The organism is Micromonospora sp. WMMD1102 (assembly GCF_029626265.1).
Lineage (GTDB): Bacteria > Actinomycetota > Actinomycetes > Mycobacteriales > Micromonosporaceae > Plantactinospora.
Genome location: NZ_JARUBN010000001.1, coordinates 5,765,082 through 5,787,516, shown reverse-complemented (window position 1 = coordinate 5,787,516; position 22,435 = coordinate 5,765,082). Strand labels below are relative to the sequence as shown.

Annotated in this window: 17 protein-coding genes, 2 tRNA genes and 2 rRNA genes; 16 read left to right on the top strand and 5 right to left on the bottom strand. The window is 66.9% G+C overall.

Features of this window, described 5'->3' with window-relative positions:
* Positions 1-7: 7 nt before the first annotated feature.
* On the bottom strand, positions 8-1,585 hold the full coding sequence (locus O7626_RS25885; protein ID WP_278063689.1) for a hypothetical protein: 1,578 nt from the start codon (positions 1,583-1,585) through the stop codon (positions 8-10).
* An 86-nt stretch (positions 1,586-1,671) separates the two neighbouring features.
* Here O7626_RS25885 and O7626_RS25880 point away from each other — a divergent pair, with 86 nt between their 5' ends.
* The 6 genes from O7626_RS25880 (at position 1,672) to O7626_RS25855 (ending at position 7,330) form a co-directional block, all read left to right on the top strand.
* The gene (locus tag O7626_RS25880; protein WP_278063688.1) at positions 1,672-2,829 is read left to right on the top strand and encodes a HAMP domain-containing sensor histidine kinase; all 1,158 of its coding nucleotides are present in this window, start codon (positions 1,672-1,674) and stop codon (positions 2,827-2,829) included.
* Positions 2,826-3,485: a response regulator transcription factor gene (locus O7626_RS25875; RefSeq protein WP_278063687.1), complete on the top strand. Its 660-nt coding sequence runs from the start codon at positions 2,826-2,828 to the stop codon at positions 3,483-3,485. The genes O7626_RS25880 and O7626_RS25875 overlap by 4 nt, the downstream gene beginning before the upstream one ends.
* A 227-nt stretch (positions 3,486-3,712) precedes the next feature.
* Positions 3,713-4,525: a hypothetical protein gene (locus O7626_RS25870; RefSeq protein ID WP_278063686.1), complete on the top strand. Its 813-nt coding sequence runs from the start codon at positions 3,713-3,715 to the stop codon at positions 4,523-4,525.
* A gap of 171 nt (positions 4,526-4,696) precedes the next feature.
* Entirely contained in the window at positions 4,697-5,476 is a 780-nt protein-coding gene (locus O7626_RS25865; protein ID WP_278063685.1) for a hypothetical protein, read from the top strand.
* A gap of 7 nt (positions 5,477-5,483) precedes the next feature.
* Positions 5,484-6,272: a hypothetical protein gene (locus O7626_RS25860; RefSeq protein ID WP_278063684.1), complete on the top strand. Its 789-nt coding sequence runs from the start codon at positions 5,484-5,486 to the stop codon at positions 6,270-6,272.
* Positions 6,273-6,607: 335 nt separating this feature from the next.
* Positions 6,608-7,330: a serine hydrolase gene (locus O7626_RS25855; RefSeq protein ID WP_278063683.1), complete on the top strand. Its 723-nt coding sequence runs from the start codon at positions 6,608-6,610 to the stop codon at positions 7,328-7,330.
* 255 nt (positions 7,331-7,585) lie between these two features.
* Here O7626_RS25855 and O7626_RS25850 read toward each other — a convergent pair whose 3' ends face one another.
* Both O7626_RS25850 and O7626_RS25845 read right to left on the bottom strand, forming a co-directional pair.
* Entirely contained in the window at positions 7,586-8,056 is a 471-nt protein-coding gene (locus O7626_RS25850; protein ID WP_278063682.1) for an NUDIX hydrolase, read from the bottom strand.
* Positions 8,057-8,080: 24 nt separating this feature from the next.
* The gene (locus O7626_RS25845; protein WP_278063681.1) at positions 8,081-9,307 is read right to left on the bottom strand and encodes a helix-turn-helix transcriptional regulator; all 1,227 of its coding nucleotides are present in this window, start codon (positions 9,305-9,307) and stop codon (positions 8,081-8,083) included.
* Between the two features lie 391 nt (positions 9,308-9,698).
* On the opposite strand from O7626_RS25845, the gene O7626_RS25840 reads away from it, so the two are divergent.
* Positions 9,699-9,968 (top strand): hypothetical protein, encoded by a 270-nt coding sequence (locus O7626_RS25840; RefSeq protein ID WP_278063680.1) that lies wholly within the window; start codon positions 9,699-9,701, stop codon positions 9,966-9,968.
* Between the two features lie 7 nt (positions 9,969-9,975).
* Entirely contained in the window at positions 9,976-10,215 is a 240-nt protein-coding gene (locus O7626_RS25835) for a hypothetical protein (protein ID WP_278063679.1), read from the top strand.
* Positions 10,216-10,383: 168 nt separating this feature from the next.
* Here O7626_RS25835 and O7626_RS25830 read toward each other — a convergent pair.
* A tRNA-Gly gene (locus O7626_RS25830) sits at positions 10,384-10,457 on the bottom strand.
* Positions 10,458-10,698: 241 nt separating this feature from the next.
* On the opposite strand from O7626_RS25830, the gene O7626_RS25825 reads away from it, so the two are divergent.
* The 6 genes from O7626_RS25825 to O7626_RS25800 all read left to right on the top strand — a co-directional run bounded on the left by O7626_RS25825 (position 10,699) and on the right by O7626_RS25800 (position 16,397).
* Positions 10,699-10,772: transfer RNA gene (locus O7626_RS25825), tRNA-Pro, on the top strand.
* A gap of 212 nt (positions 10,773-10,984) precedes the next feature.
* The gene (tig, locus tag O7626_RS25820; RefSeq protein ID WP_278063678.1) at positions 10,985-12,343 is read left to right on the top strand and encodes a trigger factor; all 1,359 of its coding nucleotides are present in this window, start codon (positions 10,985-10,987) and stop codon (positions 12,341-12,343) included.
* Positions 12,344-12,613: 270 nt separating this feature from the next.
* Positions 12,614-13,234, top strand: coding sequence for an ATP-dependent Clp protease proteolytic subunit (locus tag O7626_RS25815; protein ID WP_278063677.1), 621 nt, complete (start codon positions 12,614-12,616; stop codon positions 13,232-13,234).
* 12 nt (positions 13,235-13,246) lie between these two features.
* Complete coding sequence (locus O7626_RS25810) at positions 13,247-13,915, top strand: ATP-dependent Clp protease proteolytic subunit (RefSeq protein WP_101367584.1); 669 nt, start codon at positions 13,247-13,249, stop codon at positions 13,913-13,915.
* Between the two features lie 218 nt (positions 13,916-14,133).
* Positions 14,134-15,426 carry an ATP-dependent Clp protease ATP-binding subunit ClpX gene (gene clpX / locus O7626_RS25805; protein WP_278063676.1) on the top strand — a complete coding sequence of 431 codons (1,293 nt, stop codon included), beginning with the start codon at positions 14,134-14,136 and terminating at the stop codon, positions 15,424-15,426.
* Between the two features lie 173 nt (positions 15,427-15,599).
* Positions 15,600-16,397, top strand: coding sequence for a carbon-nitrogen hydrolase family protein (locus O7626_RS25800; protein WP_278063675.1), 798 nt, complete (start codon positions 15,600-15,602; stop codon positions 16,395-16,397).
* Between the two features lie 158 nt (positions 16,398-16,555).
* Here O7626_RS25800 and O7626_RS25795 read toward each other — a convergent pair whose 3' ends face one another.
* Positions 16,556-16,780: a hypothetical protein gene (locus O7626_RS25795; protein WP_278063674.1), complete on the bottom strand. Its 225-nt coding sequence runs from the start codon at positions 16,778-16,780 to the stop codon at positions 16,556-16,558.
* Positions 16,781-17,386: 606 nt separating this feature from the next.
* Here O7626_RS25795 and O7626_RS25790 point away from each other — a divergent pair.
* Positions 17,387-18,903, top strand: a 16S ribosomal RNA gene (locus O7626_RS25790).
* A gap of 344 nt (positions 18,904-19,247) precedes the next feature.
* Positions 19,248-22,359, top strand: a 23S ribosomal RNA gene (locus O7626_RS25785).
* Together the 16S and 23S rRNA genes form the textbook arrangement of a ribosomal RNA operon.
* Positions 22,360-22,435 lie beyond the last annotated feature (76 nt).

Below are 22,435 nucleotides of genomic sequence, written 5' to 3'. Positions count from 1 at the left end.
CGGGCCCTCATCGCCACTCCGGGGCCGTGCAGGACCTACGGCGGCCCGCCATCCACAGCACCAGCAGGGTGTACCCGCAGAGCACGGCGAGCCCGGCCCACCAGGGCAGCGGGAAGTACCCGGCCGACGGTGCGTAGTGCGCGGTGACCTGTGGAAACTCCTCAGCTGTCTGCTTGACGGCGAAGCCGGCGGCCGGGGTGAGCCGCAGCAGCCACTCGGCTACCGGGTCGGGCAGCAGCGGGAGCGCCGTGCCGGCGTGCGGGAGGGCGATCAGCGAGAGCCCGAGGAGGATCGCCGCCCAGCCGCGACGCAGCCACACGCCGAGCCCGTACGTGAGGACGGCACAGAGCGCGAGTACCGCCGCGACGCCGACGATCACCCGGGCACCGGTCAGTACCGGCACCGGCTGCACCGGGATGCCGTTGCCCCGCAGCATCGCCATCCCGACCGGGAGGACGACGCCGACGGCGACGAGCCCGGTCCCGAAGGTGGCGGCCGCGAGGACGGCGGCGCGGGCGGCGATCACCGACCGGGGGAGCGGGCCGACAGCTGGCCGGGCGCCGTAACAGGCCGCGACGACGAGCAGGACGACCAGCCCGATCACGAGGCCGGGCAGGGTCTTCTCGACGGTACGCGCGCCCTCCTCGCTGCGCGGCCCGATGTCGCCGGTACCGCTGACCGTGACGACGCCGTCCCGCGCGACGGCTCCGGCCGCGTTGTGGTACTTCTCCCAGTCGGTGTGGTTCATTTCGCCGACCGGCTCGCTGCGCCAGGCGCCGGTTATGCCGTCCGCGCCGCTTGTGCCGTCCGCGCCGGTTATGCCGTCCGCGTCGGTGGCACCGCCCTCGACGCTGGTGCCGTCCGCGTCGGTGGCACCGCCCTCTACGGCGACGTTGTCGAAGACGCCGACGGCCTGGGTGAACCGGACCTCCTCGATCGTGCCGCCGAGGCCGACCCGCCGCAGCGTCAGGTCGCCGGGGGAGGTGGCGAAGAGGCCGACCCGCACGACGTCCGGCAGCCCGTCGAGCCTGGCCGCACCGACAGTGTGCCACCGCCGGCCGTCGGCGGATTCGGAGCCGGTGACGGTGTCGCCCGAGCGGGTCAGGCGCAGCCAGCGTGGGGACTGTGCCGAGACGTCGCCGCCGCTGCCGGCGACGTCGTGCCGGTAGTCGTGCTGGAAACGTACGCCGTGGCTGCCGGTCATCATGAGCGCCGCGTACCGGGACCCCTGCCGTACGCCGTCCTTGACGATGATCCCGGCCTTCGCCCAGGGCACCAGCCCGGGCACGATCTCGTCGTGGTCCGGCGGGGGATAGGTGATCGTCCCGGTCATCGCGGTCGTCCGCACCGTGATGCTGCCCTCGCGACCGAGATCACGGTGCAGGAACCAGAACGTGTCGCTGACCGTGGTGCCGTCATCGGCCACCGGCGCGGCCGGGCACTGTCCCGGGCAGGAGGAGCGGTTGTTGGCGGCGTACAGCAGTCCCAGCGCGATGACGACGAGGGCGGCGGCGGCCAAAGCGGCCAGCCGCCCCGGACGCCGGAACGCGGCCCATTCCCGCCGGAGGAGTTCGGTGCTCGACATGCCGTCGGTTCTACGGGCTGGCGGCTAACGCGGCTCGAACCGGCCCTGTCACGCCGCTGTTAGGTCGCTCCGGTCATGCTGGGGGAATGATCAGGCTGCCCAGCGGGACGGTACGGGTAAGGTTCACGTTCCTCTACGCCGTGGTGTTCCTCGGGTCCGGCATCGGGTTGCTGGTCCTGACCTTCCTGCTCTCCGGCGGCAGCATCAGCAGTGTCACCCCGGCCGGAAATCCCCCTGGCCAGGGCGGGCCTGCCGGGACGCAGCAGCGGATCCGGCAGTTGGAGGAACAGTTGGCGGCCGTGCACACCCAGCAGGCCCGGCAACTGCTGGCCGGCGCGCTGGCGGCGCTGGTCGTGATGGCGGTCGTCTCGCTCCTGCTCGGTCGGCTGCTGGCCAGGCGGGTACTGCGACCGCTGCGGACGATCACCAGCGCGACGCGGCGCATCTCCGCCGACAGCCTGGATCGACGGCTGTCGGTGCACGGTCCGGCCGACGAGGTGAAGGATCTCGCGGACACCATCGACGAGCTGCTCGAACGGCTCGAGGCGTCGTTCGTCGCGCAGCGCCGTTTCGTCGCCAACGCCTCCCACGAACTGCGTACGCCGCTGGCGACGATGCGGGCGTCGCTGGACGTCGCGGCGGCCAAGCCCCAGCCGGCTCCCTCGACGGTGACGCTCGCGGACCGGGTGCGTACCCAGCTCGACCGGGTCGACCACCTGCTCGACGGCCTTCTCCTGCTGGCGCGGGCGCAGCACGGCGCACCGGCCGACACCGCCCCGGTCGCCCAGGTCGACCTGGTCGACCTGGTCGACGGTGCCCTGTCCGACAGGTCCGCCGAGGTGCGGGCGAAGGGGCTCGAGGTGACGGTCGACCTGCCGCCGGCAGCGGTGGTCGAGGGCAGTCCGGCACTGCTGGCGCGGCTGGTGGCAAACGTCGTCGACAACGCGGTCACGCACAACCAGGACGGCGGATGGATCCGGGTCACCGGGGACACGGGCGGGCCGGAGACCGTACTCGTCGTCGAGACCGGCGGGCGCCTCCTCGACCAGCGGGAGGTCGACCGGCTGGCGCGGCCCTTCGAGCGGCTCGGCGCCGAGCGGACCGGGTCCTCGGGGCTCGGCCTGTCCATCGTGGCCGCCGTCGCCGCCGCGCACCGTGGCCGGCTCGCCCTGCTGGCCCGCCCGGCGGGTGGCCTGCGGGTGTCGGTCACGCTGCCGACCGTGCGGACGGCAGGGGTGACGTGAGGATCCTCGTCGTCGAGGACGACCACGCCCTGGCCGAGGTCGTCGCGGAAGGGCTGCGCGACCAGGGGATGGCCGTCGACCTCGCCCACGACGGGCTGGCCGCCGCCGCCAAGCTCGACCTCGCCGCGCACGACGTGGTGGTCCTGGACCGGGACCTGCCCGGCCTGCACGGCGACACGCTGTGCCAGGTCATCACCGAACGGGCGGACCGGCCGATGGTGCTGATGCTGACGGCGGCCAGCGCGCCCGGCGACCGGGTCAGCGGGTTGACCCTGGGCGCGGACGACTATCTCGGCAAGCCCTTCCACTTTCCGGAACTGGTCCTGCGGATCCGGGCGCTGGCCCGGCGCAGGCCGGACGCGCGCCCCCGGACGCTGCGGGCGGCCGGGATCGAGCTGGACCCGGTACGCCGCACCGCCGTTCGCGACGGGCACCAGCTCAACCTCTCGGTGAAGGAGTTCGCCGTGCTGGAGGCGCTGCTGCGGGCGAGCCCCGGCTTCCTGAGCGCCGAGACCCTGCTCGAACGGGTCTGGGACGAGAACGCCGACCCGTTCACCAACACCGTCACCGTGACGGTGGGTCGGCTCCGCCGCAAACTCGGCGACCCGCCGGTCATCACGACGACGCCCGGGGTCGGCTACCGGATCGACGGCTAGGTCGGCTGCTGGATCGACGGCTGGGTCGAGTCGGCTACCAGATCGATGGCTAGGCCGGTAACCGGGAGCCCGCGCGTCGCCGTGATTGTCAGATGTGACAGTCGCGGCGGGATCGGGACGGGCAGGACTTGTCACGGATGACGAAGACACCTCCGCCGGTGCCTGACAACCTTCTTGCGCGGCGGGCGACCTCCGCCCACCGCGCAGCGGAGAGGAGGAGTCGCCACATGCGTGGAAAGTTGGTGCGGGCAGTCGTGGCGGGCGCCGTGGCGGTCGCCGTCGGCGTCGGCGGGGCGGCCCGGCCGGCGGTCGCGGAGGCCCCGCGGACGGCCGGCGGCGACGTGGGCATCATGGCCTTCGACTGGGTCGGCGCGGTCATCGCGGTGGCCGGGGCGGCGTTGAACAGCGGGGGCGGTTCCGGCGACCTGGACGCGGCGGTCCGGCAGATCATCGCCGCGGTCGAGGCGAGCGAGCAGGAGATCCTCAACCACATCGACGGGCTCGCCAGCGCCGAGGTCAAGGCGTGCGCCCGGCAACACACCATCGAGTTCAGCGACATCGACAACATGAGCACCACCGTGCGGCAGCTGTGGGCGCAGAACGCCACCGGCTGTGCCGCCCTGGCCACCGCCTACCTGGAGGCGGTGCAGAGCCGCCCGGCCACCGACGCGATCGGCCTGGCGATCGGCGAGATCTACGCGATCACCATCGGCGCCCGTGCCCGGGCCAACCTGATCAACGGCATCGACCTACTGGTACGCGACCAGATCCGCAGCTACGAGACGCTTGTCGTCAAGCTCCTGCCGTCGTGTTCGCACCGCTGGGAGTTCGACGACAACCCCCGGCACATCTACCCGGTCTACATCACCTGCGAGGCGTACCCGGGCAAGGTCGGCACCGACATGCGACTGATCGGCTATCTGCCCGGCCGGCCCGAGCCGCGCGTCCCCTACGAGCGGGCGATCGCCAACACCGACGCCCGGACCAGCCGAGGCGTGGCCCTCGGTGCCCTGCCAAGGCTGCGTACCCTGCCGGTCTGACCGACGCCGCGGCACGCTCGTGCCGGATGCGCTCCTCGGGGCGCGTCTGGCACGAGCGGCACCGCCGGGCCACGCTGGCGGTGGACCACTACGCGGACTGACAAAAGTCACCACGTGATTGCGTACGGCTCACGAAGACGCGCACCCGCCGGCGCCGAGAGACTGCCGGCCATGCGCAGAACACTGAGACGGGGCATCGTGGCGGTTGCCGTCACGCTCGCGATGCTGCTATCCGGGACGGCACTACCGGCTCGCGCCAACGCCGACGGCGCGAGCAAGAACGTCACCGACCTGGCGCTGCTCGCCTACCAGGTCTACCGGGCCCGCGGCTTCACGGCCGAACAGATCGCGCAGTTCGTCCAGCTGGTGCTGGGCGCGGTCAGCGCGACCGACAACGCGATCAGGGACCACATCGACGGCATCGAGGCGTCCGACGTACTGGGGCATCTTCGCAGGGTCTCGTACGAGATGTCGGAATACCAGGTGATGCGGGAGAACGAGATCTGGCGGGAGACGTACCCGTGGACGGTCGCCGGCTATGCGACCAATGCCTTCGAGAAGTACCACGCGGTCCAGTCGCGGGTGGCCAAGGACCAGATCGGCCTGGCCGGGCAGAGCCTCTACTCGACCCTGCTGTCGGTGGCCACGGACGCCGGGTTGAACAACCTGGTGGCCAGGGCCGACGCCGACTACGTGACGCTCATGCGGAACGTCGTCAGGGATCTGGAACCGACGTGCACCCACGTGCCCTCGCCGGACAACACCCCCCGGGACAGGACGGTCGTCCACACCTGCACGGCGGCGAACGGCAACGCGGTCGTGAAGTACGAGATCGTCCGCGGCGGCATCGTGGTCAGCGGACCGCCCGACGAGACAGCTCACAAGAACGAGGCCGCCAAGGACTCCGCCTGGCTGGCAGCCAAGGAGACCCTTGCCAGGAAGGGACAGTAGGAGACCAATGAGAAGAAAACTACGCAACTGCATGATCGCCGCCGGTGTGGCGGTGGCCGTCGCGGTGGCACCGGTCGCCGCACCGGCGCAGGCCGCACCTCGTACCGGTGACATGCAGGTGATGTTCTTCGACTGGACCAGCCTCGTGGTGGCGGTCGCCGGGCACCTGCTCTCCGGCGGCAGCTCCGAGGCACCGTCGCTACAGGCGGCCGTCGACCAGATCATCGCCGCCGTGGAGCAGACGGAGCGCGACATCATCGCGCACACCGACCTGATCGCCGCGGCCGACGTGCAGGCCTGCGCCCGTCAGCACACCATCGAGTTCAGCGACATCGACAACATGAGCAACACCGTGCGGCAGCTCTGGGCCCAGAACGCCACCGGGTGCGCCGCCCTGGCGACCTCGTACGTCAGCACGGTCACCACCCCGGCGGCGGTGGACAACATCGGCCGCGTGCTGCCGTCGCTGTTCGCGATCGTGGTCGCCGCCCGGGCCAGGGCCGGCCTGACCAACGGCATCAACCTCGTCATCCAGGACCAGATCCGCAGCTACGAGGCGGTGGTCGCCAAGCTCACCCCGACCGACTGCGTGAAGCGGCGGGCCCGCGAGCCCGGTTATCCGGTCGAGAAGTGGTGGGAGTGCACCGCCTACAACGGTCACGTGGGCAGCTCCGACTGGGTGACCGGCGACCTGCGCGAACCCATCCGTACCCAGGCGGAGGACCGGGCCACCAACGGAACCAGCCGCCCCGTCGCCAAGTCCGCCCTGCCCCAACTCCGCGCCCTGGGAGTCTGACCCACCGCCACCACTACTGCTACCAGGGCCGCACGGTCGCCCTCGTTGCCGTGCGGCCCTGGTCCGTACGACGCCGGCCGGCTTTCCGGGGCGGGCGCCCGGCGAGCCCTGGTTGGCTGCCTGGCTGCCTGGTTGGCTCGGTGGCGGCGCTGTCCGACGTACGGCTGTCCGCGCTGCGGGTTCGCCCCGGCGCTCGGGACGTCACCGACCTGGTCGAGTCGCTGTGGCCGATGTCTCTGCCAGCGGAAGCGCAGGATGGATTTGGCCAGCCCTAAGGTCGGTGAATGAGTGTCAACGGGGACTCCTCTCGCCACCTCTCGCAGCCTGAGTCCGAAGTGGCGACCGACAGCGACGGGGCGAACATCGACCTGACCTCGGTCCGGGATGCTGTCCGCCGGCAGGCCCGACGGGCAACCTCCGGCATCGACGACATGGCGGGCTACCTGTCCGAGCAGGTGGCGGATGAGTCGCATCGGGAGGTGACCGGTCCCCTGCTGCCCGGTACCGGCGCCAGCGGTGTCGTACGCCACCAGGGTCGGGTGGTCGCCGAATGGGGTGACGCGGCGATTCCGGAGATGCTGTTCAGCGGCACCAAGAGCGTCGTCGCCACGGTGGCGGGAGTCGCCTTCGACAGGGGACTGCTCGACCCGGACGCGCAGGTGTCGCGGGCGGTCGACCATCCCCTGTTGACTCGCCTCGGGATCGAGGGCATCACTTGGCACCACCTGTTGCAGCAGACCAGCGGATGGCACGGGGAACTCTGGGGCAAGCCGACGGAGGTGGACGCGCAGAGCCGCCGTGAGGGTTTCGAGCGGGACGGCGCGCCCGGCAGTGGATGGGCCTACAACGACGTACGGGTGAACCTGCTCTGCCTGGCCCTGACCGTGCTGTTCCGCCGACCGCTGCCCGAGGTGCTTCGTGCGGAGGTGCTCGAACCACTCGGCGCTTCGTCGTCCTGGTCCTGGCACGGCTATACCGACGCTGTCGTCGATATCGACGGAACGGCTACGCCGGTGGTCAGCGGTGGGGCGCACTGGGGCGGCGGTCTGTGGATTTAATGGTGTCATGTGTGGGAACTCGATTTCTGTGTCGGACTTAACCGATGCAGGCATCCTGCCTGTCCCGAAGTCGGTGACGAAGCTGCCGCGTCAGCGCGACCTTAATTCCAAGTCGTTTCCGGGCCTCGGCTGAACGTTGTGCATGGTAATGTCCGTGGTAAGTCTCGATGAGATTGTCGAGAGCCATAGACGCACTTGTTCGGCGAGGTGGTGTCCAGCCGGGGAGGGAATTAGGCCTTGAGAGAACTAGCTCGTTTAAGCCAAATCTCCATATTCTGCATAGCCGGCGTGGGCTGCTTGTTTAGCGACAACTGCGCTGCGGATGCGGCGGGCTAGCCGTGCCGGAGCGTACTCGTTAACGTTCTCAAGGGCGATGAAGCGCCATTCGATGAGTTCGCCATCGGGGAAGGTGATGCGCCGCTGATCGTTATTGCCCAACTGCCGTGCATCAAAGACGAATAGGATCTTGTCGCCTTCGTTGGGGGCGGGTGCCCAGTCGACGACGAGCATGGGGCCGAGATCGATGGTGAGGCCGAGTTCTTCGCGGACTTCGCGGATGCAGGCAGCGCGGGGTGACTCTCCGGGCTCGACGTACCCGCCTGGGATGTCCCAGTGGTCCTTGTAATACGGCTTCACGAGGAGTACTCGGCCTTCGTCGTCGAAGAAGAGGGCGCCTGCCGCGACGCGTGGGGTTGCCACGGGCGGCGGCGTCTGGGTTGGCGTCACATGCGGCAGCGTAGCCAGGGTGGATCAGTCGAGCACGTTGAGGCGGCGGGCGAGTCCGACTAGTTTGGTGGAGGGCTTGCCGCGTTGGCGGCGGATCCAGGTGAGGGCGAGTTGTCGGCTGAGGAAGTGATGGCGGACCTGTTCGGGTGCCATCTGTTCGGCGTCGAGTAGGGCGGCCTGGGCCTCGTCGGCGCGGTTCCAGGAGTTGTAGGCGCGGGCGACTTCCAGGGCGTGGCGTACGCGGCGTTCCATGGGTAGGCCGGTGGTGTCGACGCGGGGGCCGAGGTCGACGGCGACTTGGACGTCGCCGAGTTCAGCAGCGGTGGCGACGCGGTGAATGGCGACGTTGGTGGGGCCGAACGCGGTCCAGAGGTGGTTGCCGTCGGTGCCGAGTCGGCTGGCGGTCTCCTCGGCGGTGGCGAGGAACGTCCGGGTGGTGTAGGGGTCGTTGGCGCGGGCGGCGGCCATGGCGCCGGACAGGAACAGGGTGCCGTAGACGGACAGCAGCGCGGGTGCTGGTGTGGGCTGGCGTAGGTGGGCTTCGAGGTAGGCAGCGGCATCCTCGGTGAGGCGTACGGCCTCTTGGTAGCGGCCGGTGGAGTGCAGGGCATGGCCGACCGACCGGAGGAGTGAGCCGGTGACGATGGGGTCGCCGGTTGGGCGTACGGCGGCAAGGCCGCGGTCGGCGGCGATCCAGGCGAGGTCGGTCTCGCCGAGTTTGGTGAGCTGGGTCGCGGCGAGTTGGTAGGTGAGTCCGTGGAGTCGGCGGGCCTGGTCCTGGCCCTCGCCGTCGAGTCCGTCGGCGGCGGCTTGGGCGCGGTGGAGCAGGTCGGGTAGGCGACCGGTGACGTACCCGAATCGGGAGTCCTGGTAGGCGTTCCACAACGCGGTTACGTCGCGCTTGAGGTCGACGATGCTGGGCGGCGGGGCCTGACCGTCGCTGGCCTGCCCGAAGGGGCTGATGACGCGGTAGTTCATCAGGGCGGCGCGAAGGGCGGGCACGGTGTCGGTGCCGCTGTCGGCGGTCCAGTCGAGCAGGGACGGTTCGGCGAGTAGGTCGCCGAGCGAGATGTCGAGAACGTCGGCGAGGCTCTTGATGACGGAGAGCCGGTCCAGCTCGATGCGGTTGTTCTCGATCTTTCCGAGCCAGTCGGCGGTACGGCCGACCAGCCCGGCGAGGACTTCCTGAGACAGTCCACGTCGGCGGCGGTACCAGGCGACGCGTTCGCCGATCGTGAGTGTGCTGGGCATGCCGCGCACGATGCCTCCCCTGGGCCTGCCGACCCCGGAATGATTTTCCGGGTTGCTGGCCCGGTTGCGTCACAACCTGTGTCAATGATCGAGCACAACCTGTTGACCGCTTGTCGTTCCTGCGCTGGCAATGGTTGGAAGCACGTCACTTTGCGAGTGGCGCTGCGGTCGGTGGCGTTCTCGGGCAATTCGTCGCGGTTGTTGGCGCGGCGGTCGTGTCTGGACTGTGCGGGCTGGTGTCGGGTGTCGGTTTCGTGAGCTGGGCGTCGGGGTGGGTGCCGGCGCCTGGCTGCACGGTCGACGTGCTGCCGTCTGAATGCCCGCCCGCCTCGGCGCCCCTCCAGCCCTCGGAGGGGATGGCGGGCTGATGTCGACGTCAAGGGGTGTGTTGGTGCCAAGGCCGGGTGACGTGCTGTTGCTGGACGGGCGGGCGTCGGTGCAGTTTGCCGATGATCGGGCGTTGGTGTTGCGGGTGACCAGCGTGTCGGAGCGTGCAACGTACTACGGGTGGTGCTGGTTGACCGGGTACGCGCTCGACCGTGCCGGGGCGGCGGTGGAGCGTCGGGAGGTCTTCGTCCAGCTCGCCGGGCTCCGACCCGTCCCGCCCAAGCCTCGGCATACCGCCGGCCGGGCCGTGTCGACGAGGGGGCGCGGTGTTTGACGTTCGGGTGCAGCTCGGCGAGGTGGTCCGGATCGATGCCGCCGATCGGTTCCGGGCGACCGACGGCCCGGTCACGCTCTGGGTAACCGGCGTGCGCCTGGTGACGAACCGGCCGGAGCAGCATGAGTGGGTCTGGCTGGAGGGCGTGAAGATCGCGCACGACGGTCGTTCCACCGACCAGACGCAGATCCTCGTCCGTGCGTCTCTGCTGGCCGTCCATCCTTTGCCGCCGAGGGCCAGGCGGTGAGCGTCTACACCAAGGCGACCCCGAAGTCGGCGAAGAGGCGCCCCGGAGCGCCGTGCTGGACGGCAGGTCCCGCGCTACTGGCACGCGAATGGCACGCAAGATCAAAGAGAGCTGGAAACGAAACGGCCCAGGCGGGGCGATCATGCCACTGACCTGGGCCGGAAGGACTGGAGCGGGCGACGGGAATCGAACCCGCACCGTCAGTTTGGAAGACTGAAGCTCTGCCATTGAGCTACGCCCGCGCTCGCCCCCGATCATCTCGGGACGCGTCGGACAGCCTAACGGGTCGCCCCGCCCACTGGACACCGGTATCCCACCGTGGCGCTCGCGCACCCCGGCCGCCGGCCAGTCGAGCAGGCGGAAGACGGGGGCACCAGCTTCCCGCGTACCCGGGGATCAAGCTGGATCGGGACGACACGGCGGCCGGGGGCGGAGACCGGGCGGGCGGGACCCGGACCGGACGGCATAGACTCTTCACCGCCACGGGGTGTGGCGCAGCTTGGTAGCGCACTCGCTTTGGGAGCGAGGGGCCGTGGGTTCAAATCCCGCCACCCCGACTGTCGCCCGCCGTTGCGGGGGAGCCCGCGTTCGCGAGCCAGCCCGCGCACCGGCGGGGGTCTGCGGCGGCCGGGGTGCCCTCGGTGGCCGTGGGACGAGTCTCGACGAGGCTCGCACACCGCGCCGTCAGGCGTGTCCGCCGGCTCGCCTACACTCGATGGGCTGAATACCGGCCCAGAATCAAGATCGAGATCCGTCAAGGAGTACGCCTGTGAAGAGCACCGTCGAGACTCTGAGCCCGACGCGCGTGCGGCTCGCCATCGAGGTGCCGTTCGTCGAGCTCGAGCCGAGCCTCAAGAAGGCGTACCGGGAGATCGCCTCGCAGGTCAGCATCCCGGGCTTCCGGCGTGGCAAGGTGCCGGCGGCGGTCATCGACCAGCGGGTCGGCCGCGGCACGGTGCTCAACGAGGCCGTCCAGGAGGCCATCCCGGAGAACATCCTCGCGGCGGTACGCGAGCACGACGTGAAGACGCTGGGCCGGCCCGAGGTCGAGATCACCGAGTTCAACGACGGTGACGCGCTGAAGTTCACCGCCGAGGTGGACGTCCGCCCCGAGATCACGCTGCCGGACCTCTCCGCCGTCGAGGTGACCGTCGACGAGCTCCAGATCGACGAGGGCGACATCGACACCCAGGTGGCCAGCCTGCGGGAGCGGTTCGCGACGCTGAAGACCGTCGAGCGGGCCGCCCAGGAGGGCGACTTCGTCCAGCTCGACCTGGCGGCGACCGTCGACGGTGAGGAGGTGCCGGGCGGTTCGGCCACGAACATCTCACACGAGGTCGGCAGCAAGCAGCTGCTGCCGGGGCTGGACGAGGTGCTGGTCGGCCTCTCCGCCGGTGACGCGACCACCTTCCAGACCCAGCTCGTCGGCGGCGACTTCGCCGGCCGGGAGGCCGACGTCTCCGTGACGGTCCGCACCGTCAAGGAGAAGGAGCTGCCCCCGCTCGACGACGACTTCGCCCAGCTCGCCAGCGAGTTCGACACCCTCGACGAGCTGCGCGGTGACCTCCGCGAGCGGGTCGGCAAGTCGAAGAAGGTCGAGCAGATCTACGCCGCCCGGGACCGCGCCCTGGAGCAGATGGTGGCCGCCGCCGACGTGCCGGCTCCGGAGGGGGTCGTGCGCGAGGAGGTCGAGCACCGCAAGCAGGCCATGGTCGACCAGCTGGAGCGGATCGGCGCCTCCCTGGAGGAATACCTCGCCTCCGAGGAGAAGACCGAGGAGCAGATCGACGCCGAGCTGAAGGACGCGGCCACCGAGGGGGTCAAGATCCAGCTTCTGCTGGACACCCTGGCCGACGCCGAGCAGGTGCAGGTCTCCGACGACGAGTTCGGGCACGAGATCGTGCACCGGGCGCAGCGCGCCGGGATGGCCCCCCAGCAGTACTACGACCAGCTCGTCCGCTCCGGCGCGGCCGGCGCGGTCTTCGGCGACGTCCGGCGCGGCAAGGCGCTGGCCATGGTGATGGAGCGGATCAAGATCACCGACTCGGCCGGCAACCCGATCAGCCTGGACGAGCTGCGCGCGGCCAGTGACGAGGAGCACGACCACCAGCACGACCACGAGCACTGAGCGGAGCGCTGGACCGCGCGGTGTCGCGACCGCCGGGCCCGGACGCGCCGCTTCCGGGCCCGCCCGGGACGAAACCCCACCGGGTACGCCCCGGGCGGTCAGCGCGCCGCCGTCGGTGGACAACGGGGGAGCACCCCCGGCGCACCGGCAACTGCGCTGTTAGCGAACAGTGCCCGGACCGGGACGTTACGACCCCGGCCAGCGGTTAATGTCGGGCGTAAGACGCACGGAGAGCGAAGGGCTGCCATGACTGGTTCAGACTTCTCAGCTATGCCCCTGCGGGTGACCCAGGCCCGCGGTGCGGACGCACTTGGTGGCAACCTCGACGACTCGGTCTACAACCGGCTGCTCAAGGAGCGGATCATCTTCCTTGGCAGCGAGGTGACCGACCAGGTCGCCAACCGCATCTGCGCACAGCTGCTGCTGCTCGCCGCCGAGGATCCCGGCCGCGACATCAACCTGTGGATCAACTCGCCGGGTGGCTCGGTCTACTCCGGCATGGCGATCTACGACACCATGCAATTTATCGACAACGACGTCTCCACCGTCGCCATGGGCATGGCCGCCTCGATGGGCCAGCTCCTGCTCTGCGCCGGCACCAAGGGCAAGCGCTACGCCCTGCCACACGCGCGGATCATGATGCACCAGCCCTCCGGCGGCATGGGCGGCACGGCCTCGGACATCGCGATCCAGGCCGAGCAGATGCTCTACACCAAGCGGATGTTCCAGGAGCGGGTGGCCCACCACACCGGCCAGGAGCAGGCCCAGATCGAGGCCGACTCGGATCGGGACCGCTGGTTCACCGCCACCGAGGCCAAGGACTACGGCTTCATCGACAAGGTGATCACCGGGGCCGCGCAGGTTCCGGAAGGCGCCGGGACCCTGAGCTGAGGAGCGGAAACGATGACTGACCCGACCCTGCTTGCCGGTGGCGGCTTCCAGCCCGTGCACAACCGGTACGTGCTCCCCTCCTTCGTCGAGCGCACCTCGTACGGCGTCAAGGAGTCGAACCCCTACAACAAGCTCTTCGAGGACCGGATCATCTTCCTCGGCGTGCAGGTGGACGACGCGTCGGCAAACGACGTGATGGCCCAGCTGCTGACGCTGGAGGGCACCGACCCGGACCGCGACATCATCATGTACATCAACTCGCCCGGCGGCTCGTTCACGGCCATGACGGCGATCTACGACACGATGCAGTACGTCCGGCCGGACATCCAGACCGTCTGCCTCGGGCAGGCGGCCAGCGCCGCCGCCGTGCTCCTCGCCGCCGGTACGCCCGGCAAGCGCATGGCGCTGCCGAACTCCCGGATCATCATCCACCAGCCGGCCACCGAGGGCGGCTACGGGCAGGGCTCGGACATCGAGATCCAGGCCCGGGAGATCCTGCGGATGCGTACCCAGCTCGAGGAGATGCTCTCCCGACACTCCAACCAGCCGATCGAACGGGTCCGTCGTGACATCGACCGTGACAAGTTCATGACTGCCGAGGAGTCCCGGGAGTACGGCCTGGTCGACACCATCCTGACCAGCCGAAAGAAGGGCCTGCTCGCGGCCAACGCCTCGAGCTGATCGTTGTGGTCCGGGGGTCGGCCGACCGGTCGTACGGCGGCCGGCCCCTGACACACCCGTTTTGGGGGTCGGAGAAACCTCGGGTAGCGGGTAACGTCGGTTCTGCACCGCCCACCGCCGGTCGGGACCGGCCGGCGAACATGACCGACGGGGTGGACCGTCCGCAGGCCAGTGCATCTGCTCAGACAGGCTGGCCGATGAGCGCAGGGAGAACGTAGGTGGCACGGATCGGCGACGGTGGCGACCTACTGAAATGCTCCTTCTGCGGCAAGTCGCAGAAGCAGGTCAAGAAGCTCATCGCGGGCCCCGGGGTCTACATCTGTGACGAGTGCATCGACCTCTGTAACGAGATCATCGAAGAGGAGCTGGCCGAGTCCGGCGAGGTGAAGTGGGAAGAGCTTCCCAAGCCGATGGAGATCTGCCAGTTCCTCGACCAGTACGTCGTGGGTCAGGACCAGGCCAAGAAGGCCCTCGCGGTGGCGGTCTACAACCACTACAAGCGGATCCAGGCCGAGGCGGCCGGCGGGCCCGGTTCCGCTGACGGGGTGGAGCTGTCGAAGTCCAACATCCTGCTGATCGGTCCGACCGGGTGTGGCAAGACACACCTGGCCCAGACCCTCGCCCGGATGCTGAACGTGCCGTTCGCGATCGCCGACGCGACCGCCCTGACCGAGGCCGGATACGTCGGCGAGGATGTCGAGAACATCCTGCTCAAGCTGATCCAGGCCGCTGACTACGACATCAAGCGGGCCGAGACCGGCATCATCTACATCGACGAGGTCGACAAGATCGCCCGTAAGTCGGAGAACCCGTCGATCACCCGGGACGTCTCCGGCGAGGGGGTGCAGCAGGCGCTGCTCAAGATCCTGGAAGGCACGGTGGCCAACGTGCCGCCGCAGGGCGGCCGGAAACACCCGCACCAGGAGTTCATCCAGATCGACACCACGAACGTGCTGTTCATCTGCGGTGGCGCCTTCGCCGGCCTGGACCAGATCATCGAGGCCCGCACCGGCCAGGGCGGGCTGGGCTTCGGCGCGCACCTCCGTTCGGTCTCCGAGCGTTCGACCGACGACATCTTCGGCCGGGTCATGCCGGAGGACATGCTCAAGTTCGGCCTGATCCCCGAGTTCATCGGTCGGCTCCCGGTGATCACCAACGTCCGGAGCCTCAACCGCGAGGCGCTGGTCCGGATCCTCACCGAGCCGCGCAACGCGCTGGTCCGGCAATACCAGCGCCTTTTCGAGCTGGACGGCGTGGAGCTGGAGTTCGAGACAGCCGCCCTGGAGGCGATCGCCGACCAGGCGATGTTGCGCGGCACCGGCGCCCGGGGCCTGCGCGCCATCCTCGAAGAGGTCCTGCTCTCGGTGATGTACGAGGTGCCCAGCAACCCGAACGCGGCCCGCGTCCTGATCACCCGGGGTGTGGTGCTGGAGAACGTCAACCCGACGATCGTGCCGCGCGAATTCACCGGCCGCCGCGCCCGTCGCGACCGCGAGGAGCGCTCGGCCTGACCGCCCGGCTGTTCGGGCCGCCGGGCGGGCCGCTCGTGCGGGTCGACACGCACGTCTGTCCCGCCGCGCCGGTCGCCCCGAGTGGCGACCGGGCGCAGGCGTCCCGGCAAGCCTGGTGCCTGGACGTCCCGGCAAGCCTGGCCCCCTGGAGATCGTCGCCGTAGGCTCACCGCATGCGCGTCGCCGTCTGCCAGCTCAACGCCCGCGACGACCGGAAGGCCAACCTGACCGTCGCCGGCGAGCTGTTGGCCCGGGCCGCGGCCGCCGGGGCGGACCTGGCGATCCTTCCGGAGTACGTCGACTATCTCGGTCCGTCCCGTGGTCTTCCGCCGCCGGAGCCGGTCGACGGCGAGTTCGCCGGCTTCTTCGCCGAGGCGGCCCGGCGGCACGGCATGTGGGTGCACGCCGGCTCGTTCCACGAGATCGGCCTGGATCCGGAGCACACCTACAACACCTCGCTGGTCTTCGACCGCACCGGCGCGCTCGCCGCGACGTACCGGAAGATCCATCTTTACGACGTGGAGATTCCCGGCCGGGTCTCCTACCTGGAGTCCCGGAGCGTCGCCGCGGGCTCCGAGCCCGTCACCGTCGACGTCGACGGCGTACGCGTCGGCTTGTCGATCTGCTATGACCTGCGTTTCCCCGAGCTGTACCGGCAGCTCGCCGTCGCCGGGGAGGCCGAGGTGCTGGTGGTGCCGGCCGCCTTCATGATGCACACCGGCCGGGACCACTGGGAGGTGCTGCTGCGCGCCAGGGCGATCGAGAACCAGTGCTACGTCGCGGCGGCGGGGCAGATCGGCGACCATGACCCAGGGCGCACCTGCTACGGCCGCAGCATGGTGATCGACCCCTGGGGGACGGTACTCGGCCAGGCGCCCGACACCGTGGGGATCGTGGTCACCGATCTCGACCTCGATCGGCTGCGCGAGATCCGCACCGAACTGCCCAGCCTGGCCAACCGCCGCCTCTGACGAATCGGGTCGGCCGGGAGTCCCGACGAGGCCGGGCGTCCGGACGTCGCCGGAACCGCCAGCGCGGTTCTTCCGTCGGCGGAAGCCCCCGGGATCGCGTTCGGACATCGCCGCCCCCGGCAGGTCCGCGTCGGACACCGGCCGTCCCTGTGGTCAGGTCACTGCAACAGCATGCCGAGGACGGCCAGGCCGATGATCGCCGAAGCGGTCACCAGCAGTCCCGTGGTCATCCGTGACGGGCCCCGGCGGGCCAGTCGGCGCACCGAGGCGACCACGGCCAGCAGCACTAGGCCACCGATCACGAGCTGCCAGAAAGGCAGCAGGAGCGCCGTGACGCTGTCCTGCGCGAGGGTGGTCCCGATGGAGCTCGCGAACGCGGCCATGCCTGCCACTCTGACACGCCCGCCCGACTCTGACACGGACAACCGGGGCACGGTCGGGTCACAGCGGCACGGGCAGGAGGGGCACGTCGATTTGCGCCGGGGTGTGCCGGCGGCGTACCTTTCTCTCTGCGCGCGGCGCCCCGGACGACAGGCCGGGCCGCGAGCACCTCGATCTCCACAGGGCAGCAGTCCGCCGGGGACCGGGGCCGGGTGGTGCGCTCGACCGGGTGACATTCAGGTTGAGATTGCGAAACCAACCGGGTAGAGTAGCTGAAGCCGGCAGGAGCCGGGCAGATGCGCCGCGAGCGGCCATCGGCCGGTCTGCGGGCTCTTCCCCGACAGAAGCGACCACCACTCTTCGGTGTGCGTGCGTACGGGGACCCTTCGGGCGAAGCGAGAAAGCCAGAAGTTGGGGCTTGACACTGCGAGGCCAGACGGGTAGGTTGGGCAAGTTGCCCCGAGGGCGGTCCTCCTGGTGGGGGGTTGTGTTCGGTGTGTGGTTGTTCTTTGAGAACTCAACAGGGTGCTTGATAAGCCAGTGCCAAATGTTTTTTTGTTTGGCAGCAAGTGTTTTTATTGTTGCTGGGTTTTGATTTTCCACGTTCTTTGTTGGAGAGTTTGATCCTGGCTCAGGACGAACGCTGGCGGCGTGCTTAACACATGCAAGTCGAGCGGAAAGGCCCTTCGGGGTACTCGAGCGGCGAACGGGTGAGTAACACGTGAGTAACCTGCCTCAGGCTTTGGGATAACCCTCGGAAACGGGGGCTAATACCGGATATGACTTCCTGCCGCATGGTGGGGGGTGGAAAGTTTTCCGGCCTGGGATGGGCTCGCGGCCTATCAGCTTGTTGGTGGGGTGATGGCCTACCAAGGCGACGACGGGTAGCCGGCCTGAGAGGGCGACCGGCCACACTGGGACTGAGACACGGCCCAGACTCCTACGGGAGGCAGCAGTGGGGAATATTGCACAATGGGCGGAAGCCTGATGCAGCGACGCCGTGTGAGGGATGACGGCCTTCGGGTTGTAAACCTCTTTCAGCAGGGACGAAGCGCAAGTGACGGTACCTGCAGAAGAAGCGCCGGCCAACTACGTGCCAGCAGCCGCGGTAAGACGTAGGGCGCGAGCGTTGTCCGGATTTATTGGGCGTAAAGAGCTCGTAGGCGGCTTGTCGCGTCGACTGTGAAAACCCACGGCTCAACTGTGGGCTTGCAGCCGATACGGGCAGGCTAGAGTTCGGTAGGGGAGACTGGAATTCCTGGTGTAGCGGTGAAATGCGCAGATATCAGGAGGAACACCGGTGGCGAAGGCGGGTCTCTGGGCCGATACTGACGCTGAGGAGCGAAAGCGTGGGGAGCGAACAGGATTAGATACCCTGGTAGTCCACGCTGTAAACGTTGGGCGCTAGGTGTGGGGGGCCTCTCCGGTTCTCTGTGCCGCAGCTAACGCATTAAGCGCCCCGCCTGGGGAGTACGGCCGCAAGGCTAAAACTCAAAGGAATTGACGGGGGCCCGCACAAGCGGCGGAGCATGCGGATTAATTCGATGCAACGCGAAGAACCTTACCTGGGTTTGACATGGCCGCAAAACCTGCAGAGATGTGGGGTCCTTCGGGGGCGGTCACAGGTGGTGCATGGCTGTCGTCAGCTCGTGTCGTGAGATGTTGGGTTAAGTCCCGCAACGAGCGCAACCCTTGTTCGATGTTGCCAGCACGTTATGGTGGGGACTCATCGAAGACTGCCGGGGTCAACTCGGAGGAAGGTGGGGATGACGTCAAGTCATCATGCCCCTTATGTCCAGGGCTTCACGCATGCTACAATGGCCGGTACAATGGGCTGCGATACCGTGAGGTGGAGCGAATCCCAAAAAGCCGGTCTCAGTTCGGATCGGGGTCTGCAACTCGACCCCGTGAAGTCGGAGTCGCTAGTAATCGCAGATCAGCAACGCTGCGGTGAATACGTTCCCGGGCCTTGTACACACCGCCCGTCACGTCACGAAAGTCGGCAACACCCGAAGCCCATGGCCTAACCCCTTGTGGGAGGGAGTGGTCGAAGGTGGGGCTGGCGATTGGGACGAAGTCGTAACAAGGTAGCCGTACCGGAAGGTGCGGCTGGATCACCTCCTTTCTAAGGAGCACCTCCCGGCGAAGGTCGGGTAGGAGCCCGCGCTGCCCGGATGTGGTGGCGGGGTGCTCGTTGGCGGAGACACTGGCGAAGTTCACGGCTGGCAACGGCTGATCTGACGAGTACGGCCCCTTGGTGGGGTGTGGAAGTGTTGGGTTGGTGCGGCTGGTGGTGGGTGTAGAGCATCCTGTTGGGTCCTGAGGGAACAACCGTGTGGTTGTTGTCTTGTGCCAGGCACGCCTGGCCCCGCATACCGGGCCCCTTTGTTGGTGGGTTGTTGGTGTGGGGTTGTGGGTGGTGGGTTGGTCGTTTGTTGAGAATTGCACAGTGGACGCGAGCATCTTTGTGGTCAAGTTGTCAAGGGCGGACGGTGGATGCCTTGGCACCAGGAGCCGATGAAGGACGTGGGAGGCCGCGATAGGCCTGGGGGAGCTGTCAACCGAGCTGTGATCCCAGGGTGTCCGAATGGGGTAACCTGGCACCAGTCATGTGGTGTCACCTGCACCTGAATTCATAGGGTGTGTGGAGGGAACGCGGGGAAGTGAAACATCTCAGTACCCGTAGGAAGAGAAAACAATAGTGATTCCGTGAGTAGTGGCGAGCGAAAGCGGATGTAGGCTAAACCGGTTGCGTGTGATACCTGTCAGGGGTTGCGTGGTCGGGGTTGTGGGACTCCATGGGGTGGGCTGACAACCATCCGGAAAGTTACAAATACCAGGTGTTAGCTGAATGGTGTGGAAAAGCCAACCGTAGGCGGTGATAGTCCGGTAGGTGAAAGCATCTGGTCTTTCTTGTGGGTGTTCCCGAGTAGCGGCGGACTCCTGAAATCTGCCGTGAATCTGCCAGGACCACCTGGTAAGCCTAAATACTTCCTGGTGACCGATAGCGGACGAGTACCGTGAGGGAATGGTGAAAAGTACCCCGGGAGGGGAGTGAAATAGTACCTGAAACCGTTCGCCTACAATCCGTCGGAGCCTGCTTTTGTGGGTGACGGCGTGCCTTTTGAAGAATGAGCCTGCGAGTTAGTGGCATGTGGCGAGGTTAACCCGTGTGGGGTAGCCGTAGCGAAAGCGAGTCTTAATAGGGCGTGTAGTCGCGTGTTCTAGACCCGAAGCGGGGTGATCTAGCCATGGGCAGGCTGAAGCGTGGGTAAGACCGCGTGGAGGGCCGAACCCACCAACGTTGAAAAGTTGGGGGATGACCTGTGGTTAGGGGTGAAAGGCCAATCAAACTCCGTGATAGCTGGTTCTCCCCGAAATGCATTTAGGTGCAGCGTCGTGTGTTTCTTGCCGGAGGTAGAGCACTGGATGGTCTAGGGGCCCTACAAGGTTACTGAAATCAGCCAAACTCCGAATGCCGGTAAGTGAGAGCGCGGCAGTGAGACTGCGGGGGATAAGCTTCGTAGTCGAGAGGGAAACAGCCCAGATCGCCAGCTAAGGCCCCTAAGCGTGTGCTAAGTGGAAAAGGATGTGGGGTCGCATAGACAACCAGGAGGTTGGCTTAGAAGCAGCCATCCTTTAAAGAGTGCGTAATAGCTCACTGGTCAAGTGGTTCCGCGCCGACAATGTAGCGGGGCTCAAGTACACCGCCGAAGCTGTGGCATTCACACTTTAACTCGGTGATGTTTTCGAACGTCATCCAGGTGTGTGGGTGGGTAGGGGAGCGTCGTGCCGGGGGTGAAGCAGCGGGGTGACCTAGTTGTGGACGCGGCACGAGTGAGAATGCAGGCATGAGTAGCGAAAGAAGGGTGAGAAACCCTTCCGCCGGATGACCAAGGGTTCCAGGGCCAGGTTAATCCGCCCTGGGTGAGTCGGGGCCTAAGGCGAGGCCGAGAGGCGTAGTCGATGGATAACGGGTTGATATTCCCGTACCCGTGTAGGAGCGCCCGTGATGAACCTCGTTGTGCTAACCACCCGAGCTGCCTGCGATCTTCGGATCAATGGTGGGGAGCGTGGGAACCTGGCGGGTAGTAGTCAAGCGATGGGGTGACGCAGGAAGGTAGCTGAGCCCGGCCGGTGGTTGTGCCGGGGTAAGCGTGTAGGCCGGTGTGTAGGCAAATCCGCACATCATATGGTTGAGACGTGATGCCGAGCCGATTCAGGTGAAGTCAGTGATCCTATGCTGCCGAGAAAAGCCTCTAGCGAGTTCCGAGCGGCCCGTACCCTAAACCGACACAGGTGGTCAGGTAGAGAATACCGAGGCGATCGGGTGAACTGTGGTTAAGGAACTCGGCAAATTGCCCCCGTAACTTAGGGAGAAGGGGGGCCGGAGACGTGAAGCCACTTGCTGGTGGAGCGTTGTATGGCCGCAGAGAGCAGGGGGAAGCGACTGTTTACTAAAAACACAGGTCCATGCGAAGAAGTAATTCGATGTATATGGACTGACGCCTGCCCGGTGCTGGAACGTTAAGGGGACCGGTTAGTCTTTCGGGGCGAAGCTGAGAACTTAAGCGCCAGTAAACGGCGGTGGTAACTATAACCATCCTAAGGTAGCGAAATTCCTTGTCGGGTAAGTTCCGACCTGCACGAATGGCGTAACGACTTCCCCACTGTCTCAACCACAGGCCCGGCGAAATTGCAGTACGAGTAAAGATGCTCGTTACGCGCGGCAGGACGGAAAGACCCCGGGACCTTTACTATAGCTTGACATTGGTATCTGAATTAGCTTGTGTAGGATAGGTGGGAGCCGGTGAAGCTTGCACGCCAGTGTAGGTGGAGGCAATCTTGAAATACCACTCTGGTTGGTTTGGGTATCTAACTTCGGGCCCTTATCGGGTTCAGGGACAGTGTCTGGTGGGTAGTTTAACTGGGGCGGTTGCCTCCTAAAATGTAACGGAGGCGCCCAAAGGTTCCCTCAGCCTGGTTGGCAATCAGGTGTTGAGTGTAAGTGTATAAGGGAGCTTGACTGTGAGACTGACGGGTCGAGCAGGGACGAAAGTCGGGACTAGTGATCCGGCACTTGCGTGTGGAAGCGGTGTCGCTCAACGGATAAAAGGTACCCCGGGGATAACAGGCTGATCTTCCCCAAGAGTCCATATCGACGGGATGGTTTGGCACCTCGATGTCGGCTCGTCGCATCCTGGGGCTGTAGCAGGTCCCAAGGGTTGGGCTGTTCGCCCATTAAAGCGGTACGCGAGCTGGGTTTAGAACGTCGTGAGACAGTTCGGTCCCTATCCGCCGTGCGCGTAGGATACTTGAGAAGGGCTGTCCCTAGTACGAGAGGACCGGGACGGACGAACCTCTGGTGTGCCAGTTGTCCCGCCAGGGGCACGGCTGGTTGGCTACGTTCGGGAGGGATAACCGCTGAAAGCATCTAAGCGGGAAGCCTGCTTCAAGATGAGGTATCCCACCCCGTTTAGGGGGTAAGGCTCCCAGTGAGACGACTGGGTTGATAGGCCGGAGATGTAAGCCAGGTAACTGGTTGAGTTGACCGGTACTAATAGGCCGAGGACTTGACTACAAGGTTGCTACGCGTCCACTGTGTGATTCACAGCAAACGAACAATGTTTCCCACGTGTGGGTGGGTTGTTGTTTGT

Bases quoted from the DNA above. Each gene is read 5' to 3' on its own strand.
- O7626_RS25885 (WP_278063689.1), bottom strand. From the start codon at position 1,585: ATGTCGAGCACCGAACTCCTCCGGCGGGAATGGGCCGCGTTCCGGCGT.
- O7626_RS25880 (WP_278063688.1), top strand. From the start codon at position 1,672: ATGATCAGGCTGCCCAGCGGGACGGTACGGGTAAGGTTCACGTTCCTC.
- O7626_RS25870 (WP_278063686.1), top strand. From the start codon at position 3,713: ATGCGTGGAAAGTTGGTGCGGGCAGTCGTGGCGGGCGCCGTGGCGGTC.
- O7626_RS25865 (WP_278063685.1), top strand. From the start codon at position 4,697: ATGCGCAGAACACTGAGACGGGGCATCGTGGCGGTTGCCGTCACGCTC.
- O7626_RS25860 (WP_278063684.1), top strand. From the start codon at position 5,484: ATGAGAAGAAAACTACGCAACTGCATGATCGCCGCCGGTGTGGCGGTG.
- O7626_RS25845 (WP_278063681.1), bottom strand. From the start codon at position 9,307: ATGCCCAGCACACTCACGATCGGCGAACGCGTCGCCTGGTACCGCCGC.
- O7626_RS25815 (WP_278063677.1), top strand. From the start codon at position 12,614: ATGCCCCTGCGGGTGACCCAGGCCCGCGGTGCGGACGCACTTGGTGGC.
- O7626_RS25810 (WP_101367584.1), top strand. From the start codon at position 13,247: ATGACTGACCCGACCCTGCTTGCCGGTGGCGGCTTCCAGCCCGTGCAC.
- O7626_RS25800 (WP_278063675.1), top strand. From the start codon at position 15,600: ATGCGCGTCGCCGTCTGCCAGCTCAACGCCCGCGACGACCGGAAGGCC.
- O7626_RS25795 (WP_278063674.1), bottom strand. From the start codon at position 16,780: ATGGCCGCGTTCGCGAGCTCCATCGGGACCACCCTCGCGCAGGACAGC.